The following is a 24,415-nucleotide window of genomic DNA, read 5'->3' as shown; positions in this document are numbered from 1 at the left end:
CGAAATGTCCTGCGACCGGAGCATTTACGGTCGCGCTACGTTGCCCCGTCGCGCCGCGCTTGTATTATCCGGGCGATCCTCTCTATCAGCCGCCCAAAGCCAACCCTCATGAAAGGTCCGCCGCATGCCGACACTTGTTCTGATCCGTCACGGCCAGTCCGAATGGAATCTGCAAAACCGCTTCACCGGCTGGTGGGACGTCAACCTGACCGATCAGGGGGTTGAGGAAGCGATCGAAGCGGGCAAGCTGCTCGCTGAAAAGGGCTATGATTTCGACCAATGCTATACCTCGGTTCAGACGCGCGCGATCAAGACGCTCGATCTGGCGCTGGAGGCGATGGGACGGCTCTGGCTTCCGGTCGAAAAGAACTGGCAGCTCAATGAGCGGCACTATGGCGGCCTGACCGGCCTCAACAAGGCGGAGACCGCCGAAAAGCATGGCGACGAGCAGGTCCATATCTGGCGCCGCAGCTTCGACACGCCCCCGCCGCCGCAGGAAGATGGCGACAAATATGATCTGAAAAAGGATCGCCGCTATGCGGGAATCGACATTCCCAATACCGAAAGCCTGAAGGACACGATCGAACGCGTGCTGCCCTATTGGCAGAGCACGATCGTCCCCGATCTGAAAGCGGGCAAGCGCGTCGTCATCTCCGCCCATGGCAATTCGCTGCGCGCGCTGGTCAAGCATTTGTCCAACATTCCAGATGACGAGATCACCGGGCTGGAAATCCCGACGGGCAAGCCGATCGTGTACGAACTCGATCAGGACATGCGCGAACAGGAGCGCTTCTACCTCCACGAGCGGTAAGACGGAAAAGCGCGCTCCCCGTGATTTCGTCATCGCGAGGAGCGCAGCGACGAAGCGATCCAGAGCGATGGCGTGTGCCGCTCTGGATTGCCGCGCCCCTTCGGGGCTCGCAAAGACGAATGTCACCGTCATGCCGGCCTTTGTGCCGGCATCCACGCCGGGGTGAAGGGCAAAAGGCTAACAAAGCTGCATTGCCCTTACGCAAAGCGATCATTAGGAACCTCCGCTTCCACCTTCACAAAAGGCGCGAACAATGACCCAGACCCCCCTTGTCGGCATCATCATGGGCAGTACCTCCGATTGGGAGACGATGCGCCACGCCGCCGATATTCTCGACACGCTGGGTGTCGCGCATGAAGTGAAGGTCGTGTCGGCCCACCGCACGCCGAAACGTCTCTATGACTATGCGACCGGCGCTGTGGAGCGCGGGCTGAAGGTGATTATCGCAGGCGCAGGGGGCGCGGCGCATCTTCCCGGTATGACGGCGTCGATGACGCGGCTTCCGGTTCTTGGCGTGCCGGTCCAGTCCAAGGCGCTCGACGGCATGGACAGCCTGCTTTCGATTGTTCAGATGCCCGGCGGCGTTCCCGTCGGCACGCTTGCCATCGGCAAGGCGGGGGCGACCAATGCGGGGCTGATGGCGGCATCGATCCTCGCGCTTGGCGATGACGATCTTGCCGAGCGCCTCGACGCATGGCGCGAAAAGCAGACCGAGAGCGTAGTACAGGAACCGGCATGACCATGCTCCGCCCCGGATCGACCATCGGCATTATCGGCGCCGGACAGCTTGGCCGGATGCTCGGCGTTGCCGCCGCGCAGCTCGGCTATCGCATCCATGTCTTTGCGCCCGCCAGCGGGCCCGCATGCGATGTGAACAACGCTTTCACCGCCGCTGCCTATGACGATGAGGCCGCGCTCGCCGAATTTGCCAAATCGGTCGATGTCGTCACCTATGAGTTCGAAAATATCGATGCGGCGCCGATTGCGCGCCTCGTCGAACTGGTACCGGTACGCCCCTCGGCAAAGGCGCTCGCAATCGCGCAGAATCGGATCGAGGAAAAGACATTCGTTGAAAATCTCGGCGGGCGGGCTGCCCCATGGCGCGCGGTGAACAGCCGCGAAGAACTGGACGCGGCGATTGCCGAAATCGGCTGCCCGGCGATCCTCAAAACCGTGCGCTTCGGCTATGATGGCAAGGGGCAGGCGCGGCTTGCCTCGACCGGTGATGCGGACGCGGCATGGGATGCGATCGGCGGCAATCCGGCGATCCTTGAAGGGTTTGTGACCTTCGACCATGAATTTTCGATCGTGCTGGCGCGCGGGCAGGATGGCGCACATGTCAGCTATCCCCCGCCGCTCAACGGGCATGAGGATGGCATCCTCGCCCGTTCGACCGTGCCCGCACCGGCAGAGGTTGCATCGCAATGGACCGAAGCGGCGGCGCTTGCCGGACGGGTTGCCGATGCGCTCGATTATGTCGGCGTGCTGACGCTGGAGTTTTTCGCGGGAAAAGACGGGCCGATCTTCAACGAAATGGCCCCGCGCGTGCACAATAGCGGCCATTGGACGATTGAGGGCGCGGTCACCAGCCAGTTCGAAAACCATATCCGCGCGATTTGCGGCCTGCCGCTGGGATCGACGGCGGTGACCGGCACCCGGGTCGAGATGGAGAATCTGATCGGCGAACAGGCCCGCCGCTGGTCCGACATCATCGCCGAACCCGAAGCGCACCTGCACCTATATGGCAAGGCGGAGATCCGCCCCGGCCGCAAAATGGGCCACGTCACCCGCGTCTGGCGGTAATAATCGCCGTATGCCGGGCTCGACCCGGCATCCAGAGTTATACGTGATAACGGCTGCGCCGGGTTGAAGCCCGCCCCCCTTCTTCCAGCTACCCTAAACCCCGTTGGTTCGAGCGAAGTCGAGAAGCCGTTGCGGCCGCATCAATTGGCCTACGCTTGTCGCGGGCACGTCGCTTATACCAACCTGCAATAACCCCGGCTCACCGCAAGGTCGTCATCGCGAGGAGCGCAGCGACCCGGCGATCCAGCGATGTGCCGCCGCTCTGGATTGCCGCGCCCCTTCGGGGCTCGCAATGACGTTCGTACAACAGGTTGGCATCAACGCAGGTTGGTATTTGTATCGTAGCCATTGGGTGCGCGGGCAGCGGATGCCGGAACAGGTCCGGCATGACGATGGCTCCGCTCCGCAGAAAATCGCGATGCGTGGGGCGACCCTCGGGCCGCCCCGCACCCTCATCCCTGATAATTTTTCAGTTCATTGCCCAGGATGCGGACCACATGCAGCACATTGGTCGTGCCCGGCGTACCGAAGGGAACGCCTGCGCACAGGATCACGCCGTCGCCCGCATCGGCGACCTTGTGGCGCAGCGCCATGCGCTTTGCCTTGGCGACCATTTCCTCGAACGATCCGACATCCTTGGTATAGACCGCGTGCACGCCCCATAGCAGGCCCAGCCGCCGCGCCGTTTCCTTCTTCGGCGTCAGCACCATGATCGGCACCGACGGGCGCTCGCGCGCGATCCGGCGGGCGGTCGAGCCCGACATGGTGAAGCAGATGATCGCCCGCGCCGACACCGTTCCCGCAATCTGCTTCGCCGCTTCGGCCAGTGCGTCGGCGGTGGTGGGGTCGGGCTGAGTCACGGTGAAGTGGACGCGCTCGCCATGGGCCGGGTCGCGCTCGACCGCTTCGGCGATCGAGTTCATCATCGATACCGCTTCTTCGGGCCAGTCGCCCGCGGCGCTTTCCGCCGACAGCATGATCGCATCCGCGCCGTCATACACCGCCGTCGCCACATCCGACACCTCGGCGCGGGTGGGGGAGGGCGACTGGATCATCGATTCGAGCATCTGCGTCGCGACGATCACCGGACGGCCCAGCCGCCGCGCGGTCTCGACAATCTGCTTTTGCAGAGGCGGCACTGATTCGGGCGGCAGTTCGACGCCCAGATCGCCGCGCGCCACCATCACGCCGTCGCACTGTTCGACGATCTCGACCAGCCGCGAAATCGCGCTCGGCTTCTCGATCTTGGCGAGCAGCGCCGCGCGCCCTTCGATCAGCTTGCGCGCCTCGGCAATATCTTCGGGCCGCTGCACAAAGCTCAGCGCGATCCAGTCGGCACCCTGTTCGAGTGCAAAGGCAAGATCGCTGCGATCCTTTTCGGTCAGCGCCGCCATCGGCAGCACGACGTCGGGAACGTTCAGCCCCTTCGAATTAGAGAGCGGCCCGCCGACCTCGACCCGCGTCGTGATCGTGTCTTCGCTGTGATCGGTAACGCGCAGCACCAGCTTGCCGTCGTCGAGCAGCAGCCGCGCACCGGTTTCGATCGCGGCAAAGATTTCGGGATGCGGCAATTGCACGCGATTTTCGTCACCCGGCGCCGAATCGCGGTCGAGCGTGAAGGTCTGACCCTTTTTCAGCACGATTTTGCCATCGGCGAATTTGCCGACGCGCAGTTTCGGCCCCTGAAGGTCGGCAAGGATCGTGGTCGGGCGGCCCAGCTTCATTTCCAGCGAGCGGATCGCCTCGAACAGCGGGATTTTCGACTGCTGATCGCCATGGCTCATATTGATGCGGAATGCGTCCGCGCCGGCCAGAAACAGCTTCTCGATCATCTCCGGGGTGCTGCTCGCGGGGCCCAGCGTCGCCAGAACGCGCACCTTGCGGGAACGGGGAGGGAGGAAGGTCGTCATGTTGGTCGGTCCTTGGCTTGTCCGACGAGCGCTCTATCCCATATCCGCACACAATCAACCGTGGAGGAACGAATGGCCGATATCAATTCGCTTGACGACAAGATTGCAGCGGATGCGTTCCGTCGGCTCGTCCGGCATTTGCGCCACCGCAAGGATGCGCAGAATGTCGACCTGATGGGGCTTGCCGGTTTTTGCCGCAACTGCCTGTCCGACTGGATTCAGGAAGCCAGTGAAAAACAAGGTGAATCGCTCGACAAGGATGCTGCGCGCGAAATCATCTACGGCATGCCCTATGCGGAGTGGAAAAAGAATCATCAGGCCGAGGCAAGCGCCGAACAGCTGCAGCGCATGCAGGAAAGCATGAAGCTGAACCCGCTCGATGCCGAACTGGACGAAGCGCTCGACGAAAGCTTCCCGGCGAGCGACCCGCCCGCCGTCACCCGGCCGGGCTGATCGACAAGCCACTTGAGCGGGCGCGCGCGCTCGCTTAGAGGACGCCGCCTTGGATCAACGGTCGCCCTGGCGGCCCACCCCCGCGCGCCCCTGTCCGCTGCCCCGTCGGCGCGGTGGGGCCGGTAAGAAAAGGCATGGGAAAAAATGGCTGAGATGAACGAAGAAGGCATGGGCGGCGGCCGCGTCGCGGCGGAAGAGCTGCGCCTTCTGATCGAACGCGCCGAACGGCTCGAAGAAGAGAAAAAGGGCATTGCCGACGATATCAAGGACGTGATGTCGGAAGCGAAGAGCCGCGGCTATGATGCCAAGGCGATCCGCAAGATCATGCAGATCCGCAAGAAGAAGAAAGAAGAATATCAGGAAGAGGAAGCGATCCTCGAAACCTATATGCACGCGCTGGGCATGCTCTGATTCTTCTTCCGCCCCGTGCGGACCTGACCGATGCCGTCACCCCGGACTTGTTCCGGGGGCCACCCGCCTGATCGCCGATGGCTGTTTTGCCCGGCGCAGTGGATGCCGGAACAAGTCCGGCATGACGGACTTTGCGTTCTGCCGCGCGCCAGCCGAAGTGAAGAGCCGCAGGCAATCCGGCAACGGCTATTCGCTTCGCGCCGGATGCGTTATGCTTTCCCTACAGGCCTTTAACGGAGAGACACGCGATGATCCTGACCACGACGCCGACCATTCAGGGGCATGACATCACGCGCTATCACGGCGTCGTGACGGGCGAAGTGATTATCGGCGCGAATATCTTTCGCGATCTGTTCGCCGGTATTCGCGATATCGTCGGCGGCCGGTCGGGCAGCTATGAAAAGGCGCTGGGCGGCGCGCGCGAAGAGGCGTTCGAGGAACTGTCGCGCAAATGCGCCGATCTGGGCGGCAATGCCGTGGTCGGCATCGATCTTGACTATGAAGTCATCGGCGAACGCGGATCGATGCTGATGGTCTCGGTCTCCGGCACCGCCGTCACGATCAGCTAAGCCCCAATCGTCGCCCCGGCGAAGGCCGGGGCCGCAAGCGTGTGCCACCCCGCGCGCGTAAAACCGCCCCCGCGACGCTTGTCGAACCGGGGCATTTGCGCGTAAGCGTCGCGCCTTATATTCCGACCGGGCCGATCCGACCCGGCAAAAACCGACAAAGCTGCAGGACGAGCAATGGCAGGCCATTCCAAATTCAAGAATATCATGCACCGCAAGGGCGCGCAGGATAAGAAGCGCTCGGCGATGTTTTCCAAGCTCAGCCGTGAAATTACGGTTGCAGCAAAGATGGGCGCGCCCGATGCGGACATGAATCCGCGCCTGCGCCTCGCGATCAACGCTGCCAAGGCGCAGTCGATGCCCAAGGACAATATTCAGCGCGCGATCGACAAGGCGATCGGCGGCGATACCGAGGCCTATGAAGAAATTCGCTACGAAGGCTTCGGCCCCGGCGGCGTGTCGCTGATCGTCGAAGCGCTCACCGACAATCGCAATCGCACTGCCACCAATGTCCGCACCGCGATTACCAAGAATGGCGGCAATATGGGCACGGCCGGTTCGGTCAGCCATGGTTTCGACCGGATGGGCCTGATTACCTATCCGGCAAGCGTCGGCGATGAGGAAAAGGTTCTCGAAGCCGCGCTGGAAGCGGGTGCCGACGACATCCAGTCGAGCGAAGACGGCCACGAAATCTGGACTCAGCCCGACGCGCTGCACGAAGTTTCGAGCGCGCTGGAAAAGACGCTTGGCGAAGCCGAAAGCGCCAAGCTCGCCTGGCGTCCGCAAGTCATGGTCGCGGTCGAAGAAAGCGACGCCCAGACGCTGTTCAAGCTGATCGACGCGCTCGACGATGACGACGACGTCCAGACCGTCTGGGGCAATTACGAAGTCTCCGACGAAGTCATGGAGAAACTGGGCTGATCCGAGGCTAGCGGGGCGAAAGAAAGAAATAAGCCCCTCCCCCTTGGGGGAGGGGTTGGGGTGGGGAAAGCGGCAAGAGTGACAAATCCCGCAACCCTAACCACCCACGCCCGACACATGCGCAACAACCCCACCGAATGGGAAAAGCGCCTCTGGCGCCATCTGTCCAACTCCCAACTCAGCGGCTATAAATTCCGCCGCCAGTCGGTGATCGGCCCGTTCGTCTGCGACTTTCTCTGCCCCGCAAAGGCGCTGATCATAGAAATCGACGGCGACACCCATGACATGGAATCGGACGCCCGCCGCGACACCACCCTTTCAGAACTGGGCTATCGCACGCTGCGCTTCACCAATGCGGAAGTCCGAAACAATATGACGGGGGTGCTGGAGCATATCCTCGCGACCGCAAACGCAACGCCGGATCGCTGGCCGGGTCGGCCCCACCCCAACCCCTCCCCAAATGGGGAGGGGCTTGATATCGCTACATCATGATCATTCTCGGCCTTGATCCCGGCCTTGGCACGACCGGCTGGGGCGTTATCCGGGCGGACGGGAACCGCCTGTCGCACCTCGGCAACGGTCAGCTCAAAACCGATGCGAAGGAGCCGCTGCCCCGCCGCCTCTCGCATCTCGATTCGATGATCGCTGCGCTGATGGCCGACCACGCCCCCGATACGGCTGCGGTGGAGGAAGTGTTCGTCAACACCAATCCGCAAACCACGTTGAAACTGGGTCAGGCGCGCGGCGTGGTCATCTGCGCCGCCGCGCGCACCGGCATAGAGGTCGGCGAATATGCCGCGCGGCTGGTCAAAAAATCGGTGGTCGGCGTCGGCAATGCCGAAAAGCCGCAGGTCCATGCCATGATCCAGCGCCTCCTTCCCGGCGTTAAAATCGCCGGAGCCGACGCCGCCGACGCGCTCGCCGTCGCCATCTGCCACGCCCACCACCTCGCCAGCGCCCGGCGGGTGAAGGTGCGCTGACTCTCCTTCCGGGGCCCACCTAATTACGTCTCCGAACCTGCGGGCCGGTGTGCCTCGCCGCACCGGGCTCCGGTCAGGCGAGCACGATTGCCGCGCTTGAAATGTAAAACGATCGTTTTACATGGGTCGCATGACCGATACCGACGCTATCCTCTCCGCTGCCGAAAAGCTGCTCGACCGCAACGGCTTTTCCGCCACCAGCATCGACCGCCTGACCGATGCCGCCGGAGTGTCGAGCCGCACCTTTTACAAACATGTCGGAAGCCGTCAGGCGCTGATCGCCGCGATTCTCGACGCGCGGGCAAAGCGGTTTCTCGCCGCCATGCCGCGCACCGGCACGGACGCGCTATTCGCCGCGCTTGGCGACTGGTTCGAAACGCAAGGGGCCAATGGCTGCTTCTTCCTGCGCGCCGCGCGCGAGATTGGGGAGGGCGACGCCCGCGCGCAAACCCGGCTGACGGCACAGAAGCAACAGACGCTCGACCTGATCGGCGATTGCGTGGCCAGCGATCTCGGCCGACGCGACGATGCGCTTGCCGGGCAAATCCTGATCCTGTTCGAAGGCGCGACGCATGCCGCGGTCTATCGCGGCAGAGCGGCAGTGGCCGATGCGCGGGCGGCCGCCGCCACGCTCCTCGCTGCCGCGCATATCCGGTCGGGCGCAGCGTATGCGTGATCGCACCTGGCCGCTCATCGCCGGCGGCTTTGCCCTGATCGCGGTCTGCTACGGCTTTGCCCGCTTCGCCTTCGGCTTATTCCTCCCTGCAATCGCTGCGGAACTGTCGCTCTCTGCCTCGTTCAGCGGCCTGATCGCCGGGGGCTCGTTTTTCGGCTATTGCGTCGCGATCCTTGTTTCGGCGCGGCTCACCCAACGGATCGGACCGCGCGGCGTGGCGGTGCTTGCCGCAGGCATAGCGGCGCTCGGCATGGCCGGGATCGCACTTGCTCCCAATGGTGTCGCGCTGGGCGCGGCGGTGCTGTTCGCCGGGACGAGTACCGGACTTGCCTCGCCCCCGCTCGCCGCTGCGGTCGCCCTGCGTATCGCCCCGACTGCGCAGGAGCGCGCCAACAGCATCATCAATGCCGGGACCAGCGCGGGGGTCGCATTGTCGGCACCCGCGGCGCTGTTTCCCGGCAGCGACTGGCGGCTTTGTTTTGCCGGGTTCACGGGGTTTGCGCTCGTCGAAACCGGGGTGGTCCTACTGGTCGTGCCGAAGGGTAAGGGCGCAGCGAAGCGACCTCTCCGGCCTTTCTTCACCCCTGATCTGAAACGCCTGTCACTCGCGGCATTTCTGACGGGCGCGGCAAGCACTGCGATCTGGTCGTTCGGTGGTTCGATCATCGCGCAGACGCTCGGATGGTCGGGCGCACGGATCGACTATCTGTGGTTCGTCATCGGCGTTTTCGGGCTCGTGGGAAGCGGGTGCGGCAGTGTGGTTCGCCGCTTCGGTCTCATCGCGACGCATCGCACGGCGCTTCTGATGGCTGCATTTGCCATTGCCATGCTTGGCCTCCTCCCTTCGCCGCTCGCGGCAATGGCGGCGGGAGGGTTGTTCGGCGCCGCCTATATCGGCCTGTCCAGCGTCTATCTGCTCTGGGGCGTCGCTGCGCTGCCCGACCGACCAGCAACCGCGCTTACCATCGGCTTTCTCGCACTGGCGGCGGGGCAGGTCGCGGGGGCACCGCTGTTCGGCGCGTTGCTGGAGCAATGCGGGGTCGCTGCATCCAGCGTCGTTTTTGCATTGCTTGCCCTTTCGCCGCTTTTCGTGCGACGTCGACCCTGAGGCGATCGCTTTCCGGCTTTCCTACACACCCCCGTTCCGTATATGTACCGCCGGTGATGATGAACGCCGCTCGCCGCTCTCCGCTTATGTGTTGCTGTCACCCGCTCTGTGGGCAAGGGGCAGGGAGGGGGGACCTGGTCTCAACTTCCACAACTTCCGGAGCACCGGCATGATCGCGCATCTGAAAGGACGGCTCGAATCGAGCGGCGCCGATCATGCGGTGATCGATGTCAACGGCGTCGGCTATCTGGTCGGTGCCTCGGCACGGACGCTCGACGCGCTTTCGGCGCATGGCGAGTTCGTCACGGTTCACACCGAAATGCTGGTGTCGGAGGATTCGATCCGGCTGATGGGCTTTGCCACGGCGGACGAACGCGACTGGTTCCGCCTGCTCACCAGCGTTCAGGGGGTGGGTGCGCGCGTCGCGCTTGCCATCCTCTCGACTCTCTCTCCCGATGAAGTCCATTCGGCGGTGGCGAAGGGCGACAAGGCGATGGTCGCGCGCGCCAATGGCGTCGGCCCCAAACTCGCCCAGCGGATCGTCAATGAACTGAAGGACAAGGTCGGCGCGATCGCCTTCGCGCCCGTCGGCGGCACCGGGATGCCGGTCGCGGGCGCAGCCGCCGATGCGGTATCGGCGCTGCTCAACCTCGGCTTCAAACCGAATGAAGCGGGCAGCGCAGTGAAAGCGGCGGAAGAAGAGCTGGGCGACGGGGCCAGCTTCGACGCGCTGGTCCGCCTGGCGCTCAGAAAGGCGGCGAAATGACCGGCGTGCAACCGGCCGGGATTATGCCGCTTCCGATTCGTCGCTCGGCCGATCGATGCCAAGCAACTCGCGCATCCGCCACCCGTCGGCCGCCCAGTTGCGGTCGCCGTCGCGGCGCTCCGCCGGAACCGCCGGCGCAGTGGCAAGATGCGGGAGCAGCTCGGCTTTTTCGCGCGCCACCCGTTCCTCCAGCCCGTGCGTCATCAGCCGCATATGCGCGCAATAGCCGGCCCAGTCAGCTTCAACCGCCTCCGGCGTCCAGCGTTCGCTATAGGCCAGAAAAGCCTCATACATCTGATGCGCTTCGGCCGAATAGCGTTCGGCGACCGCAACGACCGCAGGGTCCGGATGCAGGCGAAGGCGGCTATAGACGATCCGGTCCTTCAGCGGCAGGTGACGCATCAGCCCTCGCGCAAAGCGCCAGCGTATCTCGGACAAGGCCGCGCGTTCCGGCGGCTCGCAGCGCGCGCATATTGCGCAAAGCGCCCGAAGCGCATCGCCCAGCGATTCCTGATCGGCCAAGAGGCGGTTTACTGTATACATATGTCCTCCGTCGGCCCCTGCATAAGGCACTATTTGTTAACGTTTCATGTTCGCTTCGGCTCGACAGCCTTTGCACCGGGCCGCTACGGAACGGCGTATGAATGATGCCGATCGCGTTTTGACCAGCCAGCGCAAGCCGGAGGATGTCGATGCTGCGCTGCGTCCCAAAAGCCTCGATGAATTTATCGGGCAAAAGGGCGCGCGGGAGAATCTGCGCGTGTTCATCGAAGCGGCGCGTTCGCGCGGCGATGCGCTCGACCATGTGCTGTTCTTCGGCCCGCCGGGCCTCGGCAAGACGACGCTCGCGCAGATCATGGCGCGCGAAATGGGGGTGGGCTTTCGCGCGACCTCCGGCCCGGTGATCGCCAAATCAGGCGATCTCGCCGCGTTGCTCACCAATCTGGAGGATGGCGATGTCCTCTTCATCGACGAGATTCACCGGCTCGCCCCGGCGGTCGAGGAAGTGCTCTATCCGGCGATGGAGGATCGCGCGCTCGACATCATGATCGGGGAGGGGCCGTCGGCGCGCAGCGTGCGGATCGACCTGCCGCGCTTCACGCTGGTCGGCGCGACCACCCGGCAGGGACTGCTCACGACTCCGCTGCGCGATCGTTTCGGGATCCCGGTGCGGCTCAATTTCTACACCGTCGATGAACTCGAACTCGTCGTCACCCGTGCCGCGCGGCTGCTCGACCTGCATATGGAAAGCGACGGCGCACGCGAAATCGCCCGGCGTTCGCGCGGCACGCCGCGTATTGCCGGACGGCTGCTGCGCCGCGTTCGCGACTTCGCCAATGTTGCGGGTGCCGCCAGTGTGGACGCGAAGATCGCCGATGCGGCGCTCAACCGGCTGGAGGTCGATTCGCTGGGGCTGGACGCGATGGACCGGCGCTATCTCAACATGATCGCCGATATCTATCGCGGCGGCCCGGTGGGGGTGGAGACCATCGCGGCCGGCCTTTCCGAACCGCGCGACACGATCGAGGAAGTGATCGAGCCCTATCTGATCCAGCTCGGGCTGGTCGCCCGCACCGCGCGCGGGCGCTGCCTTAACGGTCCGGCGTGGAAACATCTCGGCATCGCCCCGCCGCCGGGCGTTCAGGACGGGCTGTTCGACGTATGAATCAGGAAATCGGGCCGTGGCGCGCATGCAGCAGTGCGGTGACCGCAATGCCGGTCAGAATGCCGATAACCGTACCGCTGAGCACGTCGCCCCAGGTGGTTTCGGGAAACAGCGAATGGCCCATGGCCATCGCCGATGCGACGATCGAAGCGCCTGCCGCCGCCAGGATCGCGGCCAGATATGTTGATCGTTTTGACATTGCTGCTTTTCCTCGCTCCGGGAAAAGATAAAGCATTAACCATGTTTTGGATCAATATCGTGTGCGACGACGGTGACGCGGTACGGGGCTGCGATGAATCGCCTTTCCCCGCCGGGTCGGCTGGGCTAACCCGTTGCGTTCATGACAGTAAGTGATCAGGACATTCCCGTCGGAGGCCGGTTCGCAGCGCGCGAACATCGCTTTCCGGTGCGTGTTTATTTCGAGGATACGGACCTTTCGGGAATCGTCTACCACGCCAACTATCTGCGCTATATGGAGCGCGCCCGTTCGGACATGCTGCGCCTGCTCGATATTGATCAGCGCACTGCGTTCGAGAGCGGGGAGGGCGCTTATGCGGTGCGCGGGATCGATCTTGCCTATCTCAGCCCCGCCCGGCTCGACGATGCGCTGCTGGTGGTGAGCCATCTGACAAAAGTCCGCGCGGCTGCCGTTGATATTCATCACACGGTCATGCGCGGGGAGGACATTCTGGCGCGCGCCGGCGTTCAGGTGGCGTTTGTCGCGCCTTCGGGCCGGCCGCGGCGGCAACCCGCGTCCTGGCTCGCTGCGTTCGAACCGATGATCTGGAAGGGAAACTGACACTCGATGGACCTGGCACTCAACACCGACGCTGCGACGCTTTCGCCCATCGCCCTGTTTCTTCAGGCCGACTGGGTCGTGAAGCTGGTGATGCTGGGCCTGCTCTTCGCGAGCATCTGGACCTGGACGGTCATCTTCACCTTTCTGTTCCGCCTCGGCGGGGTGCGCAAATCGATCGACCAGTTCGAAAAGGAATATCGCGCCGCCGACGATATCGACGCCTTCTACCGGATGCGCGGCGATGCCGACACGTCGGTGGCGCGCGTGTTCGCGGCGGGCGTCAACGAATGGCGCCGATCGACCAAGCGTGCCCCAATCGATCGCGAGGGGACGCGTGAGCGGCTCGGCACGGTAATGGGCGCCGCCGTCGCGACCGAAGTCGACCAGCTCGCCGACCGGCTCAACATCCTTGCCACGGTCGGATCGGTCGCGCCCTTTGTCGGCCTGTTCGGCACGGTGTGGGGCATTATGCGCAGCTTCACGGCGATTGCGGGCGAACAGAGCACATCGCTTGCGGTCGTTGCGCCGGGCATTGCGGAGGCGCTGTTCGCGACCGCCATCGGCCTGTTCGCCGCGATTCCCGCAGTGATTGCGTACAACCGCTTCAGCCATCGCATCAACTCGGTCGAGGCGCGGCTGAACCGCTTCGCCGACGGCTTCCATACGACGCTCAGTCGTCAGCTCGACGCGGGCGAGTAACCGACATGGCGATGCAGCTTCCTTCGTCGCGGGGGCGCGGCAGGCGGACGCCGATGGCCGAAATCAACGTGACGCCGCTTGTCGACGTCATGCTGGTGCTGCTCATCATCTTCATGGTGACCGCGCCGCTGCTGACCGCCGGGGTGCAGGTCAACCTGCCCGACAGCCGCGCAAAGCCGCTCGATCAGGAGGCGAAGCCGGTCCAGATTTCGATTGATGCCGACGGGCGCATCTATGTCGATCAGGATGAGGTGACTGAGGGGATCCTGCCGGATGTTCTCGCAAAGCGCGCCAAAGGGCCGGACGGCGAACCGCCGCGCGTCTTTCTGCGCGCCGACCGTTCGCTCGGCTATGGCAAGGTGATGCGCGTGATGGGCGAGCTCAATCGTGCCGGCATGAACAAGGTCGCGCTGGTCACCACGGGCGAAGATCAGCGGTGAAGAAGGGGACGCCATGACTCGTGGCGAAGCAGGCGCGCTCGCCGGTGCCGCGATCCTTCATGCCGCTTTGTTCGGCCTGTTGTCGCTTGGCCTGCGCGAGCAGTCGAGCCCTATGGAGCTCAACTCGAAATCGATCGACGTGTCCATGGTCGATGAAGTCGCGATGCAGTCCGCCGCGCCGTCCTCGATCGAACCCCCCGCCGAATCGATCGCGCCCGATATCGGGAAGCCCAGCGACGCACCGCCGCCGTCGAGTGCTTCGATGAGCGATCCCACCCCCGAATCGCCCGCTCCGGAAAAGGCACCGGCCAGCAAACCGTCTGAAACGCCTGCGCCGGAAAAGCCCAAGCCGGCTTCCGACAAATCGTCGGACAGCAAGACCGCCTCGCGCAAGGAATCGAGCCGCAAGACCGAAAAGAGCGCGCCGACCAAGTCACAGGGCAAAAGCGCTAATGCGAAGCCCGAAAAGCCGCGCGGATCGCGGCTCGGCGATGATTTTCTGAAGGGCATTGCCGATAACAGCAAGGGCAAGGCAGTGACGCCGCGCGCCCAGAATATCAGCGGGGTGGTCGTGGCCGGACTTGCCGATGCCATCCAGCGTCAGGTGCAACCGTGCGCCAATCGCATCACCAATCCCGGCCCCGGGGCGAACGAGATCACGTCGAAAATCCGGATTCAGATGAATCGCGACGGCTCGCTCGCCGCCAAACCGCAGTTGCGCGGCCAGTCGGGTGTGGACGGCGAAAATCGCCGCTATGCGCAGCGCGTCGCCGAACTCGCCATGAGTGCATTCATTGCGTGCGCGCCCTATGACCTCCCGGCCGAATTTTACGATGTGAACGGTCAGGGCTGGAAAGACATTATTCTGAACTACAAGCTGCCCGGATGAGGGCACGATGCGGAGGACAAAGATGCACAGGCTAATCGGAAAGGTAGCGCTTGCCCTTGCGCCCTTCGCGGCGCTGGTGGCGGCCGGACCGGCTGCGGCACAGGTCGAGGTGGATGTCGTCGGCGGCATTTCCGCGCCGATGCCGATCGCCATTCCCGCCATGCCGGCCGTCGCACCGGCGAACACCGCGGCGGGCAATACGGTCGAACTCGGTAAGCAGCTCGCGCAGGTCATCACCAATGACCTTAAAAAATCAGGCCTCTTCCGCCCGCTGGGGCCGGACCTGCTGCGCCCGGTTTCCTTTGATCAGGTGTCGGCGCCTGCCTTTGATTATTGGGGTACGACCGGCGCGCAGTCGCTGGTTCAGGGGTATGTTCGCGCCAATGGCGACGGCACGCTGACCGTCGGTTGCTATCTCTATGACGTGTTCGCGCGCAACGAGCTTACCCGGCAGGGCTTTGTCGTTCAGCCCGCCGACTGGCGCCGCGCCGCGCATAAATGCGCCGATACGGTCTATACCCGGCTGACCGGCGAAGGCCCGTATTTCGACAGCCGCATCGTTTATGCGTCGGAAACCGGGCCGAAAGATCATCGTATCAAACGGCTCGCGATCATGGATCAGGACGGTGCCAATCACCGCTTCCTGACCAATGGCCAGTCGATCGTACTGACGCCGCGCTTCGCGCCCAATCAGCAGACGATCGTGTATATGAGCTATGAAGGGCAGCGGCCGACCATCTATGCGTATGACCTGAATACCGGCCGCTCGCGCAAACTGGTGTCGAGCAACCATCTCGCCTTCGGGCCGCATGTTTCGCCCGATGGCCGCTGGGTGGTCTTCACCATGTCGATCGGCGGCAATGCCGATATCTATCGCGTGCCGATGTCGGGCGGAGCGCCGCAGCAACTGACCAATACGCCGGGTATCGATACAGGCGGCAGCTTCTCGCCCGACGGAACGCAGATCGTGTTCGAAAGCGATCGTTCGGGCAGTCAGCAGCTTTACGTGATGAACGCCGACGGTTCGAACCAGCATCGCATCAGCTTTGGCGGCGGACGCTATGCGACGCCGATGTGGAGTCCGCGCGGCGACCTGATCGCCTTTACGAAGATGACGGGCAATTTCCGCATCGGCGTGATGAGCCCGTCGGGCGGCAATGAGAAGCTGCTGACCGACGGATGGGGCGATGAGGGGCCGAGCTGGTCGCCCAATGGCCGCGTCATCACCTTCTTCCGTAACGGTCGCGGATCGGGCAATGCAGAAATCTGGTCGGTGGATCTTACCGGGGTGAATGAGCGTCATATTCCGACGCCGCTTGGCGGCTCCGACCCGAACTGGGGCCCATTGCGGCCCTGAAACGTTTAGAGAGGCTCGTACCGTGCGTCTTTCCCGCAGAGGGAGCGGGAAGAAGATCGATAAAAGGAGAAGCGATCATGGCAAATATGACTGCAAAACTGGCAATCGCCGCCGCGCTCGTTGCGACCGCGGGTTGCGCGAAAAAGCGTCCCGAAGTGCTGCCGCCTGCACCGGCGGAAACCGCGCCGACCCCGACGCCGCAGCCGACCGACAACAGCAATATGGTGCAGCCGGGCAGCGCGCAGGATTTCAAACAGACGGTGATCGACGATACGATCCACTTCGCGCTCGATGCCTATGACATCGATCCCGAAGCGCGCCGTATCCTCGACAGTCAGGCGCAGTGGCTGGTGAAATATCCCAACACGCGGATCACGATCGAAGGTCATGCCGACGAACGCGGCACGCGCGAATATAACCTCGCGCTCGGCGATCGCCGTGCGACATCGGCGGCAAATTATCTGATCGCGCGCGGGGTCAATGCTTCTCGGATCAACACGATCAGCTATGGCAAGGAACGCCCGATCGCGCTGGGTTCGAACGAAGCGGCGTGGGCGCAGAACCGCCGTGCGGTGACCGTCGTCATCGAATAATATTCTCCCCCGCAACGGGCGGAAAGGACGCCGCCGGGGCCATGCGCTCCGGCGGCGTCTTTGCGTTGCAGAGAAAGCCGGTCGATTCCGATTGACCCGACATCAAATCGATATAAATATGATATCATATTTATGGAGGTTGCGATGGTTGATTCGATTGCCCGTCCCCATGCCCTGCGCACATCTGCCGAGCGTCCGGCATCGACCGTGAACGGCTACATCATGCTGCTGGTCGGATTGTTCTTTCTTGCTCTGATCCCGATCGGCGTGATGCAGGCGATGCATCTGAACGGCTTCGGTGCGCTGCTGATCGCCGCCGGTGCGGCGGGTGTCCTGTTCGTGGCGTTCGGATTTTATCTGCTGCAACCCAATCAGGCAGCGGCGATCCTGTTGTTCGGGGATTATCGCGGCACCGACCGCGCCACCGGGCTGCGCTGGGTCTGGCCATGGATGACGCGCAAGACGGTGTCGGTACGCGTCTACAACACCACCTCTGAACGGCTGAAGGTCAACGATCTTCGCGGCAATCCGATCGAAATCGCCTCAAACGTCGTCTGGCGCGTGTCGGACACCGCGCAGGCGCTGTTCGACGTCGATGATTACAAACAGTTCGTGAACATTCAGATCGAAAGCGCGGTGCGCGTAATCGGTTCGCGCTACCCCTATGACGATTTCACGCATCAGGAAAAAACGCTCCGCAATGATTCCGGCTATGTCAGCGACGAACTGCGCGACGAGTTGCAGGACCGGGTGGCGGTCGCGGGCATCTTTATCGACGAATGCCGCCTGACGCATCTGGCCTATGCGCAGGAGATCGCACAGGCGATGCTGCGCCGCCAGCAGGCCGAAGCGGTGATTGCCGCGCGTCAGGCGCTGGTCGAAGGCGCGGTGACGATGGTCGAGACAGCGCTCGAACAGCTATCGGCAAAAAATGTCGTCGAGCTGGACGATGAACGCCGCGCGGCGATGGTGTCCAACCTGATGGTCGTGCTGTGTTCGGAGCGCGATACCCAGCCGGTCGTCAATACCGGTACGCTGTACCAATAGGAGTATCGATTGGCGCAGGCTTCCAAAAAGGCGTTTCCGCTGCGTCTCGACCCCGCATTGCACGCGGCGGTCGAGCGGGCGGCGGCGACCGACTTGCGAAGCGTGAATGCCGAAATCGAATGTCTGCTTCGCGAAGCGCTCGCCCGGCGCGGCGTAAAGCTTTCCGAACCGGCGCGGCCCCGGCGCGGGCGCCCGCCGAAAGAAGAAGGAGAAGAGGGATGACAAAACAGTCACACCGCCCCGATCTGGTCGATCGGCTTCAGGCCTCCTATACCGTTCGCCCCGGCTATTGGTTCGCGCAAAAGCGGTTCGGTCTCGGGTCGACACCGGTGACGTGGCAGGGCTGGGCGGTAACGATATTGGGCAGCCTTCTCATCGCAGGCGGGATCGCCTTGCTGCCGGGACTATTCGCCAAGCTTGCATGGGCTATCCCGGTTGCATTCGGCTGGCTGGCGCTCATCTGGCGCAAGACCGATGGCGGCTGGCAGTGGAACTGGGGCCTGAAAAAGCCGGACTGATCCTATCCCAGCGCTTCGTCGAGCAATTTGGCGAGGCGCAGCCCGGCGCGTTCGACCTGCAGCTTCGCCACCGGCACCAGCTCCTTGGTGATGGTGTCATTGTCGAGCTTTGCCACATCAGGGCGCGGGCCGCAGGGATCGCCGCCCATCGCGGTCTTATAGGCGACATCGCGGCTGACTTCCCAATTCTGACGGCTCCAGTCCTCGACGCTTCCCGCCGCGATCTTGTCCTTTTCGGCCTGCGAATATGTGCGGACAATGCTGGGCGGGGTGGTGATTGCCCGCTCGGCCAGCGGCCCGTCCCAGATGCTATGCAGGTTCAGACGGTCGGTCGCATAATCGCCATATTGCGCCTTTTGCCGGTTGCCGCCCAGATCAGCGCGATCGGCGGCATGAAGCGGCTGATGCAGATCGCCGACGAAATGGACCAGAAAGGCAAGCGCCTGCAGCCGCTCGCGCGCCGGAACGCTTTTGTCCTTGAGCAGCTTCATATCCCGTTCGATCTGCGCTGATACGCAATTGCCGTCCTTGCACGCCGATTTCAGGTCGAACGGCTCACAGATATTCACATTCTGATAGTGCCAGGAATAGGCATAGCTGAACCGCTCCCCCAATTGCTTGATGCAATCGGGCCAGACGCTCGCCTGCTCAATCGTCCGCGCCGGACAGGTCGGCGTGTCGAGCAGCTTCGACCGGCGCAGCAGCGCGTCGATCGCCGCGCGGGTATCGGGACGGACGTTCAGGTACGCGATCTTCGCCACGGTTTCGTGGCCGAACTCCCAATAGGCATTGGCGGTGAGGGGGGTCAGGAACGCGAACAGCGCGGCGAACAGGGCAAGCAAACGACTCATGCTCGCCTGTTACTCCGGCTTTGGCGCAACCGGAAGATGGTCCTTCAGCGCACCGCCAGCGTGGCGCCCGGTCGCTGCGGACGGTGGTAGCGCAGCCCGACCAGCGGACGCAGCGGGCGGACCTTCCGCCCGATCAGGTAAAAGGCCCAGCACCCCGCCACGGTCGCCGCGACCAGTGCGGCGAACGCACCGAGGCCGCTTATGCCGTTTCGCAGCAATACCCACATCACCACGACGATGATCGTCTGATGAATGATGTAAAAGGGAAACACCGCCTCGGTCAGCACGGCCCGCCAGCGATGGTCACGATTCCAGAAACGGTCGGCGATCGCGATCAGCGCGACGATCCCGCACCATTGCTGCGTCGCATGGGCGAGCAGATAGGGCCGCACTGCCCAGCGCGCCATGCCATTCGCCCAATGCACTTCGCACCAGACGATAAAGCCATATCCCGCCACCGCCAGCAGCGCGGCAAGCTTTGCCCAGCGGCGTATTGCCTGCATCGCAGGTACCGACCGGGCAAGGCCGATGCCGAACAGAAACAGCGGAAAGTAAGAGAAATGCGCGATATCGTCGCCGACAAAGCTGTGCGTTTCCCCGACCATCGGAAACCAGAAGACATGGACGCAGATCAGCCAGCCAAGCGGCAGGATCAGCATCGCTACAGTTCCGAAAAGCCGGTCAAACACGGCCTGCATCCAGCGCGGTCGCAACAACGCCGTGATGCTCGCCACGACCATGGTATAGAACCACAGATAGGCGACGAACCATAAATGGTTCCAATTGGGGAGCACCATGCCGTCCAGCGTGCCGAAGCGAAAATAATCGGCGGTCCAGAAATGGAAAAAGCCGTCCGAATAATCACGCTGCGTTACCAGCTCGACCCAGGCCTGCGGCGGAACGATTACAGCCATGCCGAACAATAGCGGCACCAGCAGGCGAAAGCTGCGATTGCGCACGAACGGGGCGATACCGCCCGACCGTTCGAGCAATGCCCGGCTGGCAAAGCCGGACACCAGAAACAACAGGCTCAATCGCCACGCGTTGACCGCCAGCATCGGCACCACCGCCCAGTCCGCGATCAGGGGCGATTTGACGTGATAGCCCCAGGGCACGAACACCATGCCGATATGGTAGAGGATGAGCAGGGCGAATGCGCCGACCCGCAGCCAGTCCATCCCGTAATGGCGTTCCAATTCGATTCTCCAACGGCGCCGCAGGGCGGCTCGCCTAGCAGCGCCAGGCCGCTGCCGCCACCCGAAGCGCATTCGGTTCGGGGCAGCGACCGGTCTTCACCGCCTTTCCTCAACGCTTTCGAACGGCTATATGGTTCATTCTGACAGCAAGCTGATTTGCGGGAATTTCTTTCATGTCCGTTCGTCCCTGGCGCGATATCATGCGCCGAAAGAGCCGCGAGATCATGGTCGGCAATGTGCCCGTCGGCGGCGACGCGCCGATCGCGGTGCAGACCATGACCAATACGGTGACGTCTGACGCAAAGGCGACGATCGACCAGATCCGCCGGTGCGAAGAGGCGGGGGCGGACATTATCCGCGTTTCCTGTCCCGATGTCGAAAGCACCACCGCGCTGAAGCAGATCGTGCGCGCCTCGCGCGTGCCGATCGTCGCGGACATCCATTTCCACTATAAGCGCGCGCTTGAGGCGGCGGATGCGGGCGCTGCGTGCCTGCGCATCAATCCGGGCAATATCGGATCGGCGGCGCGCGTTCAGGAGGTGGTGAACGCGGCGAAGGCGAATGGCTGTTCGATCCGCATCGGCGTGAATGCGGGCAGCCTCGAAAAAGATCTGCTCGAAAAATATGGCGAGCCGTGTCCCGAGGCGCTTGTCGAGAGCGCGCTCGACCATATCCGCATCCTCGAAGATCATGACTTCCATGAATTCAAGGTGGCGGTGAAGGCGTCGGACGTGTTTCTTGCCGTCGCTGCCTATCAGGGGCTGGCCGAGGCGACTGATTGCCCGTTGCATCTGGGCATTACCGAAGCGGGCGGGCTGATCGGCGGGACGGTGAAATCGTCGATCGGCATCGGCTCGCTGCTGTGGTTCGGGATCGGCGATACGATCCGCGTTTCGCTTTCGGCCGAACCGGAAGAGGAAGTGCGCGTCGGGTTCGAGATTCTCAAAGCGCTCGGCATCCGCAATCGCGGGGTACGGGTGGTGAGCTGCCCAAGCTGCGCGCGACAGGGGTTCGACGTGATCCGCACCGTGCAGACGCTGGAGGAGCGGCTGAGCCATATCCGCACGCCGATGTCGCTGTCGGTGCTCGGCTGCGTGGTCAACGGTCCCGGCGAAGCCCGGGAGACCGATATCGGCATTACCGGCGGCGGTGCGGGCAAGCATATGGTCTATCTGGCGGGTGTCACCGACCATCATGTCCAGGATGCCGATATGATCGAGCATATCGTCAAGCTGGTCGAGGCCAAGGCTGCCGAGATCGAGGCGGGCGAGGCAGATGCGATGCAGGCTGCCGAGTAATCGATGACTGACATCCGGTTTGCGGCGCGTGGTGATGTGCCGGCTATCCTGCGTTTCGTGAAGGAACTGGCCGCGTTCGAGCGGGAGCCGGATGCGGTGACGGCAGATGTCGCGATGCTGGAGGCTGCGCTATTTGACGAGCGAGCCGCTGAAGCACTGATCGCGGAGCGGGAAGGGGAAGCGGTTGGTTTTGCGCTGTTCTTCCACAATTTCTCGACCTGGGAGGGGCGCAAGGGGCTGTATCTCGAAGATCTGTACGTCACCCCGGCGGCGCGTGGTGCGGGGGTCGGCGAGGCGCTGTTGCGGCGGCTCGCCGCAATCGCGGTGGAGCGCAATTGCGCGCGGTTCGAATGGTCGGTGCTCGACTGGAACGAACCGGCAATCGCATTTTATCGAAAGATGGGCGCGGTCGGGCTGGACGAATGGACCGTGCAGCGGGTGAGCGGCGCGGCGTTGCAGCGGCTCGCGGCGGGCTGACTGAGCCCCGGCGTCAGCGGGGGCGGTGTTCGGTGCCGAGCCCGGACGTGATGAAGATGGCCGCGACCGGTTCATCGACATCGGCGGTGTGCCAGATGCCGGGCGGGTTGATGGCATAGTCGCCGGGTGCCAGCGCCACCTGTGAGCGGGTGCCGTCCGGATGCTCCTGATATAGCGTCATCCGGCCTTCGCTGCAGATCACGACCTCGGCACCGTGGGGGTGCATTTCCCACATCGGCCAGTCTTCGGTGAAGCGATAATGCGACACCAGCCGTCCCTCAGCGCCGTCATCGGCGTGGCGGGCGGCATAGGCTGCATACCATTCCATCCCGGTGAAAAGCGGTTCGGCGCAGGCGGTGCCGCCGCGGCCGAGATGGATGAAGCTTTCTTCCAGACGCGGCATCGCTCGCTCCCGATCGGTCCCGCTGACTGTAGGCGCAGCGGATGTGCCGGGCAAGCGTCAGCCCAGCGCCTGCGCGTCCTGTTTCGCCTGTTCGTTGCGGACGCGGGCTTCGGCGACGCGTTCGGAGCGTTCGGCCATCGCCTTCCATGCAGCTTCGGAGCGCAGGTGGCGGTCGCGGACGCTGTCGAGCGTCGCGGCGGCGGCGGCTTCGTGATCGAGTTCGGCGCGGTTGCGGAAGAGTTCGGATTCAGTGCTCATAATCTTCCCTTCAAATTCCCGTTATACCCCCAAACAAAAAGGGCGGCCCGTTGCCGAGCCGCCCCTTTCAAGCCGTTTAGTCGGCGGGCTGCAGATTGCAGGCCGCGGGCTTGCCGCGGCGGTCATTTTCGAGCTCGTAAGAAACGCGCTGTTCCTTGTCGAGGGTCGCCATGCCAGCCTTTTCCACTGCCGAGATGTGGACGAATGCGTCATCGCCGCCCTGATCGGGCTGGATGAAGCCATAGCCCTTGTCAGCGTTGAAGAATTTTACGGTGCCGGTGAAAGCCATTGGATATTCCTTCTTAGGGACGCGCCGGAGAATCGGGCGTCATCATCGCTAAGCGTAGGGAAAGAAGGATATCGAAGCCGCAAAGCAACAAAAGTCCGTCGATTTGCGACTGTAGCAAGTACGCTTGTACACGCTTTGCCCGGTGCTGGCAAACGCCATATCTCAGACGCGGTGGATCGGGTATTTGCGGATAACGCTGCGGCCCGCCGCGATATCTTCATGCTGCTGAATCCACTCTGCATACAGCCCGGCAAGGCTGGCATGTGCGGCGCCCGCAACGGCGTTGGTCGCGGCGCGTGCCCGTTCGAGGGAAACGCGCTGTCGTTCGCGTAGATAAATGATGTCCATAAATGGCCCCTGTGCTTCGTAAGCGGGAGCGCGATAGTCTCTCCAGCCGTCGGCGCTTACGGATAAGAGCTGCCAACGGTGCAACCCTTATAGCATAGACGGCGTGAAAAGTCGAACGAAGCGCGAACGGGGCTCCACCGCCCGCGCTTCATGTGGGTTAATGGGTGGTGGTGCCGTTAAGTTCTTCGCTGCGATGGTCGAAGCCGGGGGAGGGGCGGGTTGCGGGGCGAAGCGCTTCGCGATCGGCCTTTGTTACCTTTGCGGTGGGATCGGGGCGGAAGTCCGCTGGCGCGCGGGTCGAACCGTCGGGATGCCGGTCGCCGGTGAGATCGGGCGCGGCATGCCCCTCCGACGGACGCCGCGCGCGCCGCCACAGCGCAACGCCGCCCGCCAGAATGGCACCGGTCGTAAAGACGCTGAGCCCGAGCAGCGCGGTGCGGGTGCGGCGGTAAAAAGCGGCAGGCTTCGCGGTGGAACGGGCGTTCGGCATTGCTGGTGTCCTTCGGTTCAATGGGTTGCGGGAAGAACGAGGAGGAGGGGGTGGCGGTTCCGGCGCGCGCACCGCAGGATTAGCGCAGCTAATCCAAGGCGCGCGGAAGCCCGCGCGGCGCGCCCGGCCAGCGCGGCGCAGCCGCGTCTGACGGCATCGGATTCACTCCGATGCCGGGGCAGCGTGGATCGGAAGTTGTGGAAGTTCACACTACGTCCCCCCTCGATCCCCCATCCCGGCAGCGAATGGCGCACAGGCGGGTAGCGCGACGCGGATCAGGCGACGTGGGAACCGGGCAGTGGTCTGAGCCCGTAGTTTCTACCATTTACGAGTAGAGCCTTGGGCCGTTTTGATGCCCTTCACTGGGCGTGATGGCAACAACCGTATTGGGG

34 protein-coding genes are annotated in these 24,415 nt (G+C 63.4%); 24 read left to right on the top strand and 10 right to left on the bottom strand.

The window, feature by feature from the left end; translation table 11 throughout:
* The first annotated feature begins 124 nt into the window (after positions 1-124).
* The 3 genes from gpmA (at position 125) to EV664_RS15420 (ending at position 2,614) form a co-directional block, all read left to right on the top strand.
* Positions 125-811 carry a 2,3-diphosphoglycerate-dependent phosphoglycerate mutase gene (gpmA, locus tag EV664_RS15430; RefSeq protein ID WP_133496618.1) on the top strand — a complete coding sequence of 229 codons (687 nt, stop codon included), beginning with the start codon at positions 125-127 and terminating at the stop codon, positions 809-811.
* A 253-nt stretch (positions 812-1,064) separates the two neighbouring features.
* A complete protein-coding gene (purE, locus tag EV664_RS15425; protein WP_133496617.1) occupies positions 1,065-1,550 on the top strand; it encodes a 5-(carboxyamino)imidazole ribonucleotide mutase in 486 nt (161 codons plus the stop codon).
* On the top strand, positions 1,547-2,614 hold the full coding sequence (locus EV664_RS15420; protein ID WP_133496616.1) for a 5-(carboxyamino)imidazole ribonucleotide synthase: 1,068 nt from the start codon (positions 1,547-1,549) through the stop codon (positions 2,612-2,614). The genes purE and EV664_RS15420 overlap by 4 nt, the downstream gene beginning before the upstream one ends.
* A 452-nt stretch (positions 2,615-3,066) precedes the next feature.
* Here the strand turns inward: EV664_RS15420 and pyk are convergent, their stop codons facing one another.
* Positions 3,067-4,524 (bottom strand): pyruvate kinase, encoded by a 1,458-nt coding sequence (gene pyk, locus EV664_RS15415; RefSeq protein WP_133496615.1) that lies wholly within the window; start codon positions 4,522-4,524, stop codon positions 3,067-3,069.
* A gap of 72 nt (positions 4,525-4,596) precedes the next feature.
* Between pyk and EV664_RS15410 the strand changes: the two genes are divergently transcribed.
* The 9 genes from EV664_RS15410 (at position 4,597) to ruvA (ending at position 10,405) form a co-directional block, all read left to right on the top strand.
* Complete coding sequence (locus EV664_RS15410; RefSeq protein ID WP_133496614.1) at positions 4,597-4,977, top strand: DUF1244 domain-containing protein; 381 nt, start codon at positions 4,597-4,599, stop codon at positions 4,975-4,977.
* Between the two features lie 168 nt (positions 4,978-5,145).
* The gene (locus tag EV664_RS15405; protein ID WP_133496690.1) at positions 5,146-5,388 is read left to right on the top strand and encodes a DUF2312 domain-containing protein; all 243 of its coding nucleotides are present in this window, start codon (positions 5,146-5,148) and stop codon (positions 5,386-5,388) included.
* Positions 5,389-5,636: 248 nt separating this feature from the next.
* Positions 5,637-5,957: a heavy metal-binding domain-containing protein gene (locus tag EV664_RS15400; protein WP_133496613.1), complete on the top strand. Its 321-nt coding sequence runs from the start codon at positions 5,637-5,639 to the stop codon at positions 5,955-5,957.
* A 174-nt stretch (positions 5,958-6,131) separates the two neighbouring features.
* A complete protein-coding gene (locus EV664_RS15395) occupies positions 6,132-6,875 on the top strand; it encodes a YebC/PmpR family DNA-binding transcriptional regulator (protein WP_133496612.1) in 744 nt (247 codons plus the stop codon).
* Positions 6,876-6,953: 78 nt separating this feature from the next.
* Complete coding sequence (locus EV664_RS15390) at positions 6,954-7,367, top strand: endonuclease domain-containing protein (protein ID WP_229668298.1); 414 nt, start codon at positions 6,954-6,956, stop codon at positions 7,365-7,367.
* Complete coding sequence (gene ruvC / locus EV664_RS15385) at positions 7,364-7,855, top strand: crossover junction endodeoxyribonuclease RuvC (RefSeq protein ID WP_133496611.1); 492 nt, start codon at positions 7,364-7,366, stop codon at positions 7,853-7,855. Before EV664_RS15390 ends, ruvC begins: the two co-directional genes overlap by 4 nt.
* Before the next feature lie 130 nt (positions 7,856-7,985).
* Positions 7,986-8,531 (top strand): TetR/AcrR family transcriptional regulator, encoded by a 546-nt coding sequence (locus tag EV664_RS15380; RefSeq protein ID WP_133496610.1) that lies wholly within the window; start codon positions 7,986-7,988, stop codon positions 8,529-8,531.
* Positions 8,524-9,639 carry an MFS transporter gene (locus EV664_RS15375; RefSeq protein ID WP_133496609.1) on the top strand — a complete coding sequence of 372 codons (1,116 nt, stop codon included), beginning with the start codon at positions 8,524-8,526 and terminating at the stop codon, positions 9,637-9,639. The genes EV664_RS15380 and EV664_RS15375 overlap by 8 nt, the downstream gene beginning before the upstream one ends.
* Positions 9,640-9,808: 169 nt before the next feature.
* The gene (ruvA, locus tag EV664_RS15370; RefSeq protein ID WP_133496608.1) at positions 9,809-10,405 is read left to right on the top strand and encodes a Holliday junction branch migration protein RuvA; all 597 of its coding nucleotides are present in this window, start codon (positions 9,809-9,811) and stop codon (positions 10,403-10,405) included.
* Positions 10,406-10,426: 21 nt separating this feature from the next.
* Here ruvA and EV664_RS15365 read toward each other — a convergent pair whose 3' ends face one another.
* The gene (locus tag EV664_RS15365; protein ID WP_133496607.1) at positions 10,427-10,948 is read right to left on the bottom strand and encodes a hemerythrin domain-containing protein; all 522 of its coding nucleotides are present in this window, start codon (positions 10,946-10,948) and stop codon (positions 10,427-10,429) included.
* 97 nt (positions 10,949-11,045) lie between these two features.
* On the opposite strand from EV664_RS15365, the gene ruvB reads away from it, so the two are divergent.
* The gene (gene ruvB / locus EV664_RS15360) at positions 11,046-12,071 is read left to right on the top strand and encodes a Holliday junction branch migration DNA helicase RuvB (protein ID WP_133496606.1); all 1,026 of its coding nucleotides are present in this window, start codon (positions 11,046-11,048) and stop codon (positions 12,069-12,071) included.
* Between the two features lies 1 nt (position 12,072).
* Here ruvB and EV664_RS15355 read toward each other — a convergent pair whose 3' ends face one another.
* The gene (locus tag EV664_RS15355; protein ID WP_133496605.1) at positions 12,073-12,270 is read right to left on the bottom strand and encodes a hypothetical protein; all 198 of its coding nucleotides are present in this window, start codon (positions 12,268-12,270) and stop codon (positions 12,073-12,075) included.
* A gap of 141 nt (positions 12,271-12,411) precedes the next feature.
* On the opposite strand from EV664_RS15355, the gene EV664_RS15350 reads away from it, so the two are divergent.
* The 9 genes from EV664_RS15350 (at position 12,412) to EV664_RS15310 (ending at position 18,413) form a co-directional block, all read left to right on the top strand.
* On the top strand, positions 12,412-12,870 hold the full coding sequence (locus EV664_RS15350; RefSeq protein WP_133496604.1) for a YbgC/FadM family acyl-CoA thioesterase: 459 nt from the start codon (positions 12,412-12,414) through the stop codon (positions 12,868-12,870).
* A gap of 6 nt (positions 12,871-12,876) precedes the next feature.
* The gene (gene tolQ, locus EV664_RS15345) at positions 12,877-13,569 is read left to right on the top strand and encodes a protein TolQ (RefSeq protein WP_133496603.1); all 693 of its coding nucleotides are present in this window, start codon (positions 12,877-12,879) and stop codon (positions 13,567-13,569) included.
* A gap of 5 nt (positions 13,570-13,574) precedes the next feature.
* Positions 13,575-14,009 carry a protein TolR gene (gene tolR, locus EV664_RS15340; protein ID WP_133496602.1) on the top strand — a complete coding sequence of 145 codons (435 nt, stop codon included), beginning with the start codon at positions 13,575-13,577 and terminating at the stop codon, positions 14,007-14,009.
* Positions 14,010-14,022: 13 nt separating this feature from the next.
* Positions 14,023-14,898 (top strand): cell envelope biogenesis protein TolA, encoded by an 876-nt coding sequence (locus EV664_RS15335; RefSeq protein ID WP_133496601.1) that lies wholly within the window; start codon positions 14,023-14,025, stop codon positions 14,896-14,898.
* Between the two features lie 22 nt (positions 14,899-14,920).
* On the top strand, positions 14,921-16,255 hold the full coding sequence (tolB, locus tag EV664_RS15330; protein WP_133496600.1) for a Tol-Pal system beta propeller repeat protein TolB: 1,335 nt from the start codon (positions 14,921-14,923) through the stop codon (positions 16,253-16,255).
* 77 nt (positions 16,256-16,332) lie between these two features.
* Entirely contained in the window at positions 16,333-16,848 is a 516-nt protein-coding gene (gene pal, locus EV664_RS15325) for a peptidoglycan-associated lipoprotein Pal (protein ID WP_133496599.1), read from the top strand.
* Positions 16,849-16,992: 144 nt separating this feature from the next.
* A complete protein-coding gene (locus tag EV664_RS15320) occupies positions 16,993-17,895 on the top strand; it encodes an SPFH domain-containing protein (RefSeq protein ID WP_133496598.1) in 903 nt (300 codons plus the stop codon).
* Positions 17,896-17,904: 9 nt separating this feature from the next.
* Positions 17,905-18,117: a type II toxin-antitoxin system antitoxin gene (locus EV664_RS15315; RefSeq protein ID WP_133496597.1), complete on the top strand. Its 213-nt coding sequence runs from the start codon at positions 17,905-17,907 to the stop codon at positions 18,115-18,117.
* The gene (locus EV664_RS15310) at positions 18,114-18,413 is read left to right on the top strand and encodes a hypothetical protein (RefSeq protein WP_133496596.1); all 300 of its coding nucleotides are present in this window, start codon (positions 18,114-18,116) and stop codon (positions 18,411-18,413) included. Before EV664_RS15315 ends, EV664_RS15310 begins: the two co-directional genes overlap by 4 nt.
* A gap of 2 nt (positions 18,414-18,415) precedes the next feature.
* Here EV664_RS15310 and EV664_RS15305 read toward each other — a convergent pair whose 3' ends face one another.
* Both EV664_RS15305 and EV664_RS15300 read right to left on the bottom strand, forming a co-directional pair.
* Positions 18,416-19,264: a S1/P1 nuclease gene (locus EV664_RS15305; RefSeq protein ID WP_133496595.1), complete on the bottom strand. Its 849-nt coding sequence runs from the start codon at positions 19,262-19,264 to the stop codon at positions 18,416-18,418.
* A gap of 44 nt (positions 19,265-19,308) precedes the next feature.
* The gene (locus tag EV664_RS15300) at positions 19,309-20,460 is read right to left on the bottom strand and encodes an acyltransferase family protein (RefSeq protein WP_162848879.1); all 1,152 of its coding nucleotides are present in this window, start codon (positions 20,458-20,460) and stop codon (positions 19,309-19,311) included.
* A gap of 173 nt (positions 20,461-20,633) precedes the next feature.
* On the opposite strand from EV664_RS15300, the gene ispG reads away from it, so the two are divergent.
* On the top strand, positions 20,634-21,758 hold the full coding sequence (gene ispG, locus EV664_RS15295; protein WP_133496593.1) for a flavodoxin-dependent (E)-4-hydroxy-3-methylbut-2-enyl-diphosphate synthase: 1,125 nt from the start codon (positions 20,634-20,636) through the stop codon (positions 21,756-21,758).
* A 3-nt stretch (positions 21,759-21,761) separates the two neighbouring features.
* A complete protein-coding gene (locus tag EV664_RS15290; RefSeq protein WP_133496592.1) occupies positions 21,762-22,235 on the top strand; it encodes a GNAT family N-acetyltransferase in 474 nt (157 codons plus the stop codon).
* Between the two features lie 13 nt (positions 22,236-22,248).
* Here the strand turns inward: EV664_RS15290 and EV664_RS15285 are convergent, their stop codons facing one another.
* The 5 genes from EV664_RS15285 to EV664_RS15265 all read right to left on the bottom strand — a co-directional run bounded on the left by EV664_RS15285 (position 22,249) and on the right by EV664_RS15265 (position 24,023).
* Entirely contained in the window at positions 22,249-22,638 is a 390-nt protein-coding gene (locus tag EV664_RS15285; RefSeq protein WP_133496591.1) for a cupin domain-containing protein, read from the bottom strand.
* A 57-nt stretch (positions 22,639-22,695) separates the two neighbouring features.
* The gene (locus tag EV664_RS15280) at positions 22,696-22,896 is read right to left on the bottom strand and encodes a hypothetical protein (RefSeq protein ID WP_133496590.1); all 201 of its coding nucleotides are present in this window, start codon (positions 22,894-22,896) and stop codon (positions 22,696-22,698) included.
* A gap of 76 nt (positions 22,897-22,972) precedes the next feature.
* The gene (locus EV664_RS15275) at positions 22,973-23,185 is read right to left on the bottom strand and encodes a cold-shock protein (RefSeq protein WP_133496589.1); all 213 of its coding nucleotides are present in this window, start codon (positions 23,183-23,185) and stop codon (positions 22,973-22,975) included.
* A 162-nt stretch (positions 23,186-23,347) separates the two neighbouring features.
* A complete protein-coding gene (locus tag EV664_RS15270; RefSeq protein WP_133496588.1) occupies positions 23,348-23,533 on the bottom strand; it encodes a hypothetical protein in 186 nt (61 codons plus the stop codon).
* 157 nt (positions 23,534-23,690) lie between these two features.
* Positions 23,691-24,023 (bottom strand): hypothetical protein, encoded by a 333-nt coding sequence (locus EV664_RS15265; protein ID WP_133496587.1) that lies wholly within the window; start codon positions 24,021-24,023, stop codon positions 23,691-23,693.
* Between the last annotated feature and the right edge of the window lie 392 nt (positions 24,024-24,415).

This window comes from Stakelama pacifica (genome assembly GCF_004361835.1).
GTDB lineage: Bacteria > Pseudomonadota > Alphaproteobacteria > Sphingomonadales > Sphingomonadaceae > Sphingomonas > Sphingomonas pacifica.
The sequence above is the reverse complement of the archived record's forward strand: the minus strand, read 5'-3'. Positions and strand labels throughout refer to the sequence as shown.

What these genes read in the sequence shown, in the direction of transcription:
- gpmA (WP_133496618.1), top strand. Translation starts at nt 125, where the DNA reads ATGCCGACACTTGTTCTGATCCGTCACGGCCAGTCCGAATGGAATCTG.
- purE (WP_133496617.1), top strand. Translation starts at nt 1,065, where the DNA reads ATGACCCAGACCCCCCTTGTCGGCATCATCATGGGCAGTACCTCCGAT.
- EV664_RS15420 (WP_133496616.1), top strand. Translation starts at nt 1,547, where the DNA reads ATGACCATGCTCCGCCCCGGATCGACCATCGGCATTATCGGCGCCGGA.
- pyk (WP_133496615.1), bottom strand. Translation starts at nt 4,524, where the DNA reads ATGACGACCTTCCTCCCTCCCCGTTCCCGCAAGGTGCGCGTTCTGGCG.
- EV664_RS15410 (WP_133496614.1), top strand. Translation starts at nt 4,597, where the DNA reads ATGGCCGATATCAATTCGCTTGACGACAAGATTGCAGCGGATGCGTTC.
- EV664_RS15405 (WP_133496690.1), top strand. Translation starts at nt 5,146, where the DNA reads ATGGGCGGCGGCCGCGTCGCGGCGGAAGAGCTGCGCCTTCTGATCGAA.
- EV664_RS15400 (WP_133496613.1), top strand. Translation starts at nt 5,637, where the DNA reads ATGATCCTGACCACGACGCCGACCATTCAGGGGCATGACATCACGCGC.
- EV664_RS15395 (WP_133496612.1), top strand. Translation starts at nt 6,132, where the DNA reads ATGGCAGGCCATTCCAAATTCAAGAATATCATGCACCGCAAGGGCGCG.
- ruvC (WP_133496611.1), top strand. Translation starts at nt 7,364, where the DNA reads ATGATCATTCTCGGCCTTGATCCCGGCCTTGGCACGACCGGCTGGGGC.
- EV664_RS15380 (WP_133496610.1), top strand. Translation starts at nt 7,986, where the DNA reads ATGACCGATACCGACGCTATCCTCTCCGCTGCCGAAAAGCTGCTCGAC.
- EV664_RS15375 (WP_133496609.1), top strand. Translation starts at nt 8,524, where the DNA reads ATGCGTGATCGCACCTGGCCGCTCATCGCCGGCGGCTTTGCCCTGATC.
- ruvA (WP_133496608.1), top strand. Translation starts at nt 9,809, where the DNA reads ATGATCGCGCATCTGAAAGGACGGCTCGAATCGAGCGGCGCCGATCAT.
- EV664_RS15365 (WP_133496607.1), bottom strand. Translation starts at nt 10,948, where the DNA reads ATGTATACAGTAAACCGCCTCTTGGCCGATCAGGAATCGCTGGGCGAT.
- ruvB (WP_133496606.1), top strand. Translation starts at nt 11,046, where the DNA reads ATGAATGATGCCGATCGCGTTTTGACCAGCCAGCGCAAGCCGGAGGAT.
- EV664_RS15355 (WP_133496605.1), bottom strand. Translation starts at nt 12,270, where the DNA reads ATGTCAAAACGATCAACATATCTGGCCGCGATCCTGGCGGCGGCAGGC.
- EV664_RS15350 (WP_133496604.1), top strand. Translation starts at nt 12,412, where the DNA reads ATGACAGTAAGTGATCAGGACATTCCCGTCGGAGGCCGGTTCGCAGCG.
- tolQ (WP_133496603.1), top strand. Translation starts at nt 12,877, where the DNA reads ATGGACCTGGCACTCAACACCGACGCTGCGACGCTTTCGCCCATCGCC.
- tolR (WP_133496602.1), top strand. Translation starts at nt 13,575, where the DNA reads ATGGCGATGCAGCTTCCTTCGTCGCGGGGGCGCGGCAGGCGGACGCCG.
- EV664_RS15335 (WP_133496601.1), top strand. Translation starts at nt 14,023, where the DNA reads ATGACTCGTGGCGAAGCAGGCGCGCTCGCCGGTGCCGCGATCCTTCAT.
- tolB (WP_133496600.1), top strand. Translation starts at nt 14,921, where the DNA reads ATGCACAGGCTAATCGGAAAGGTAGCGCTTGCCCTTGCGCCCTTCGCG.
- pal (WP_133496599.1), top strand. Translation starts at nt 16,333, where the DNA reads ATGGCAAATATGACTGCAAAACTGGCAATCGCCGCCGCGCTCGTTGCG.
- EV664_RS15320 (WP_133496598.1), top strand. Translation starts at nt 16,993, where the DNA reads ATGGTTGATTCGATTGCCCGTCCCCATGCCCTGCGCACATCTGCCGAG.
- EV664_RS15310 (WP_133496596.1), top strand. Translation starts at nt 18,114, where the DNA reads ATGACAAAACAGTCACACCGCCCCGATCTGGTCGATCGGCTTCAGGCC.
- EV664_RS15305 (WP_133496595.1), bottom strand. Translation starts at nt 19,264, where the DNA reads ATGAGTCGTTTGCTTGCCCTGTTCGCCGCGCTGTTCGCGTTCCTGACC.
- ispG (WP_133496593.1), top strand. Translation starts at nt 20,634, where the DNA reads ATGTCCGTTCGTCCCTGGCGCGATATCATGCGCCGAAAGAGCCGCGAG.
- EV664_RS15290 (WP_133496592.1), top strand. Translation starts at nt 21,762, where the DNA reads ATGACTGACATCCGGTTTGCGGCGCGTGGTGATGTGCCGGCTATCCTG.
- EV664_RS15285 (WP_133496591.1), bottom strand. Translation starts at nt 22,638, where the DNA reads ATGCCGCGTCTGGAAGAAAGCTTCATCCATCTCGGCCGCGGCGGCACC.
- EV664_RS15280 (WP_133496590.1), bottom strand. Translation starts at nt 22,896, where the DNA reads ATGAGCACTGAATCCGAACTCTTCCGCAACCGCGCCGAACTCGATCAC.
- EV664_RS15275 (WP_133496589.1), bottom strand. Translation starts at nt 23,185, where the DNA reads ATGGCTTTCACCGGCACCGTAAAATTCTTCAACGCTGACAAGGGCTAT.
- EV664_RS15270 (WP_133496588.1), bottom strand. Translation starts at nt 23,533, where the DNA reads ATGGACATCATTTATCTACGCGAACGACAGCGCGTTTCCCTCGAACGG.
- EV664_RS15265 (WP_133496587.1), bottom strand. Translation starts at nt 24,023, where the DNA reads ATGCCGAACGCCCGTTCCACCGCGAAGCCTGCCGCTTTTTACCGCCGC.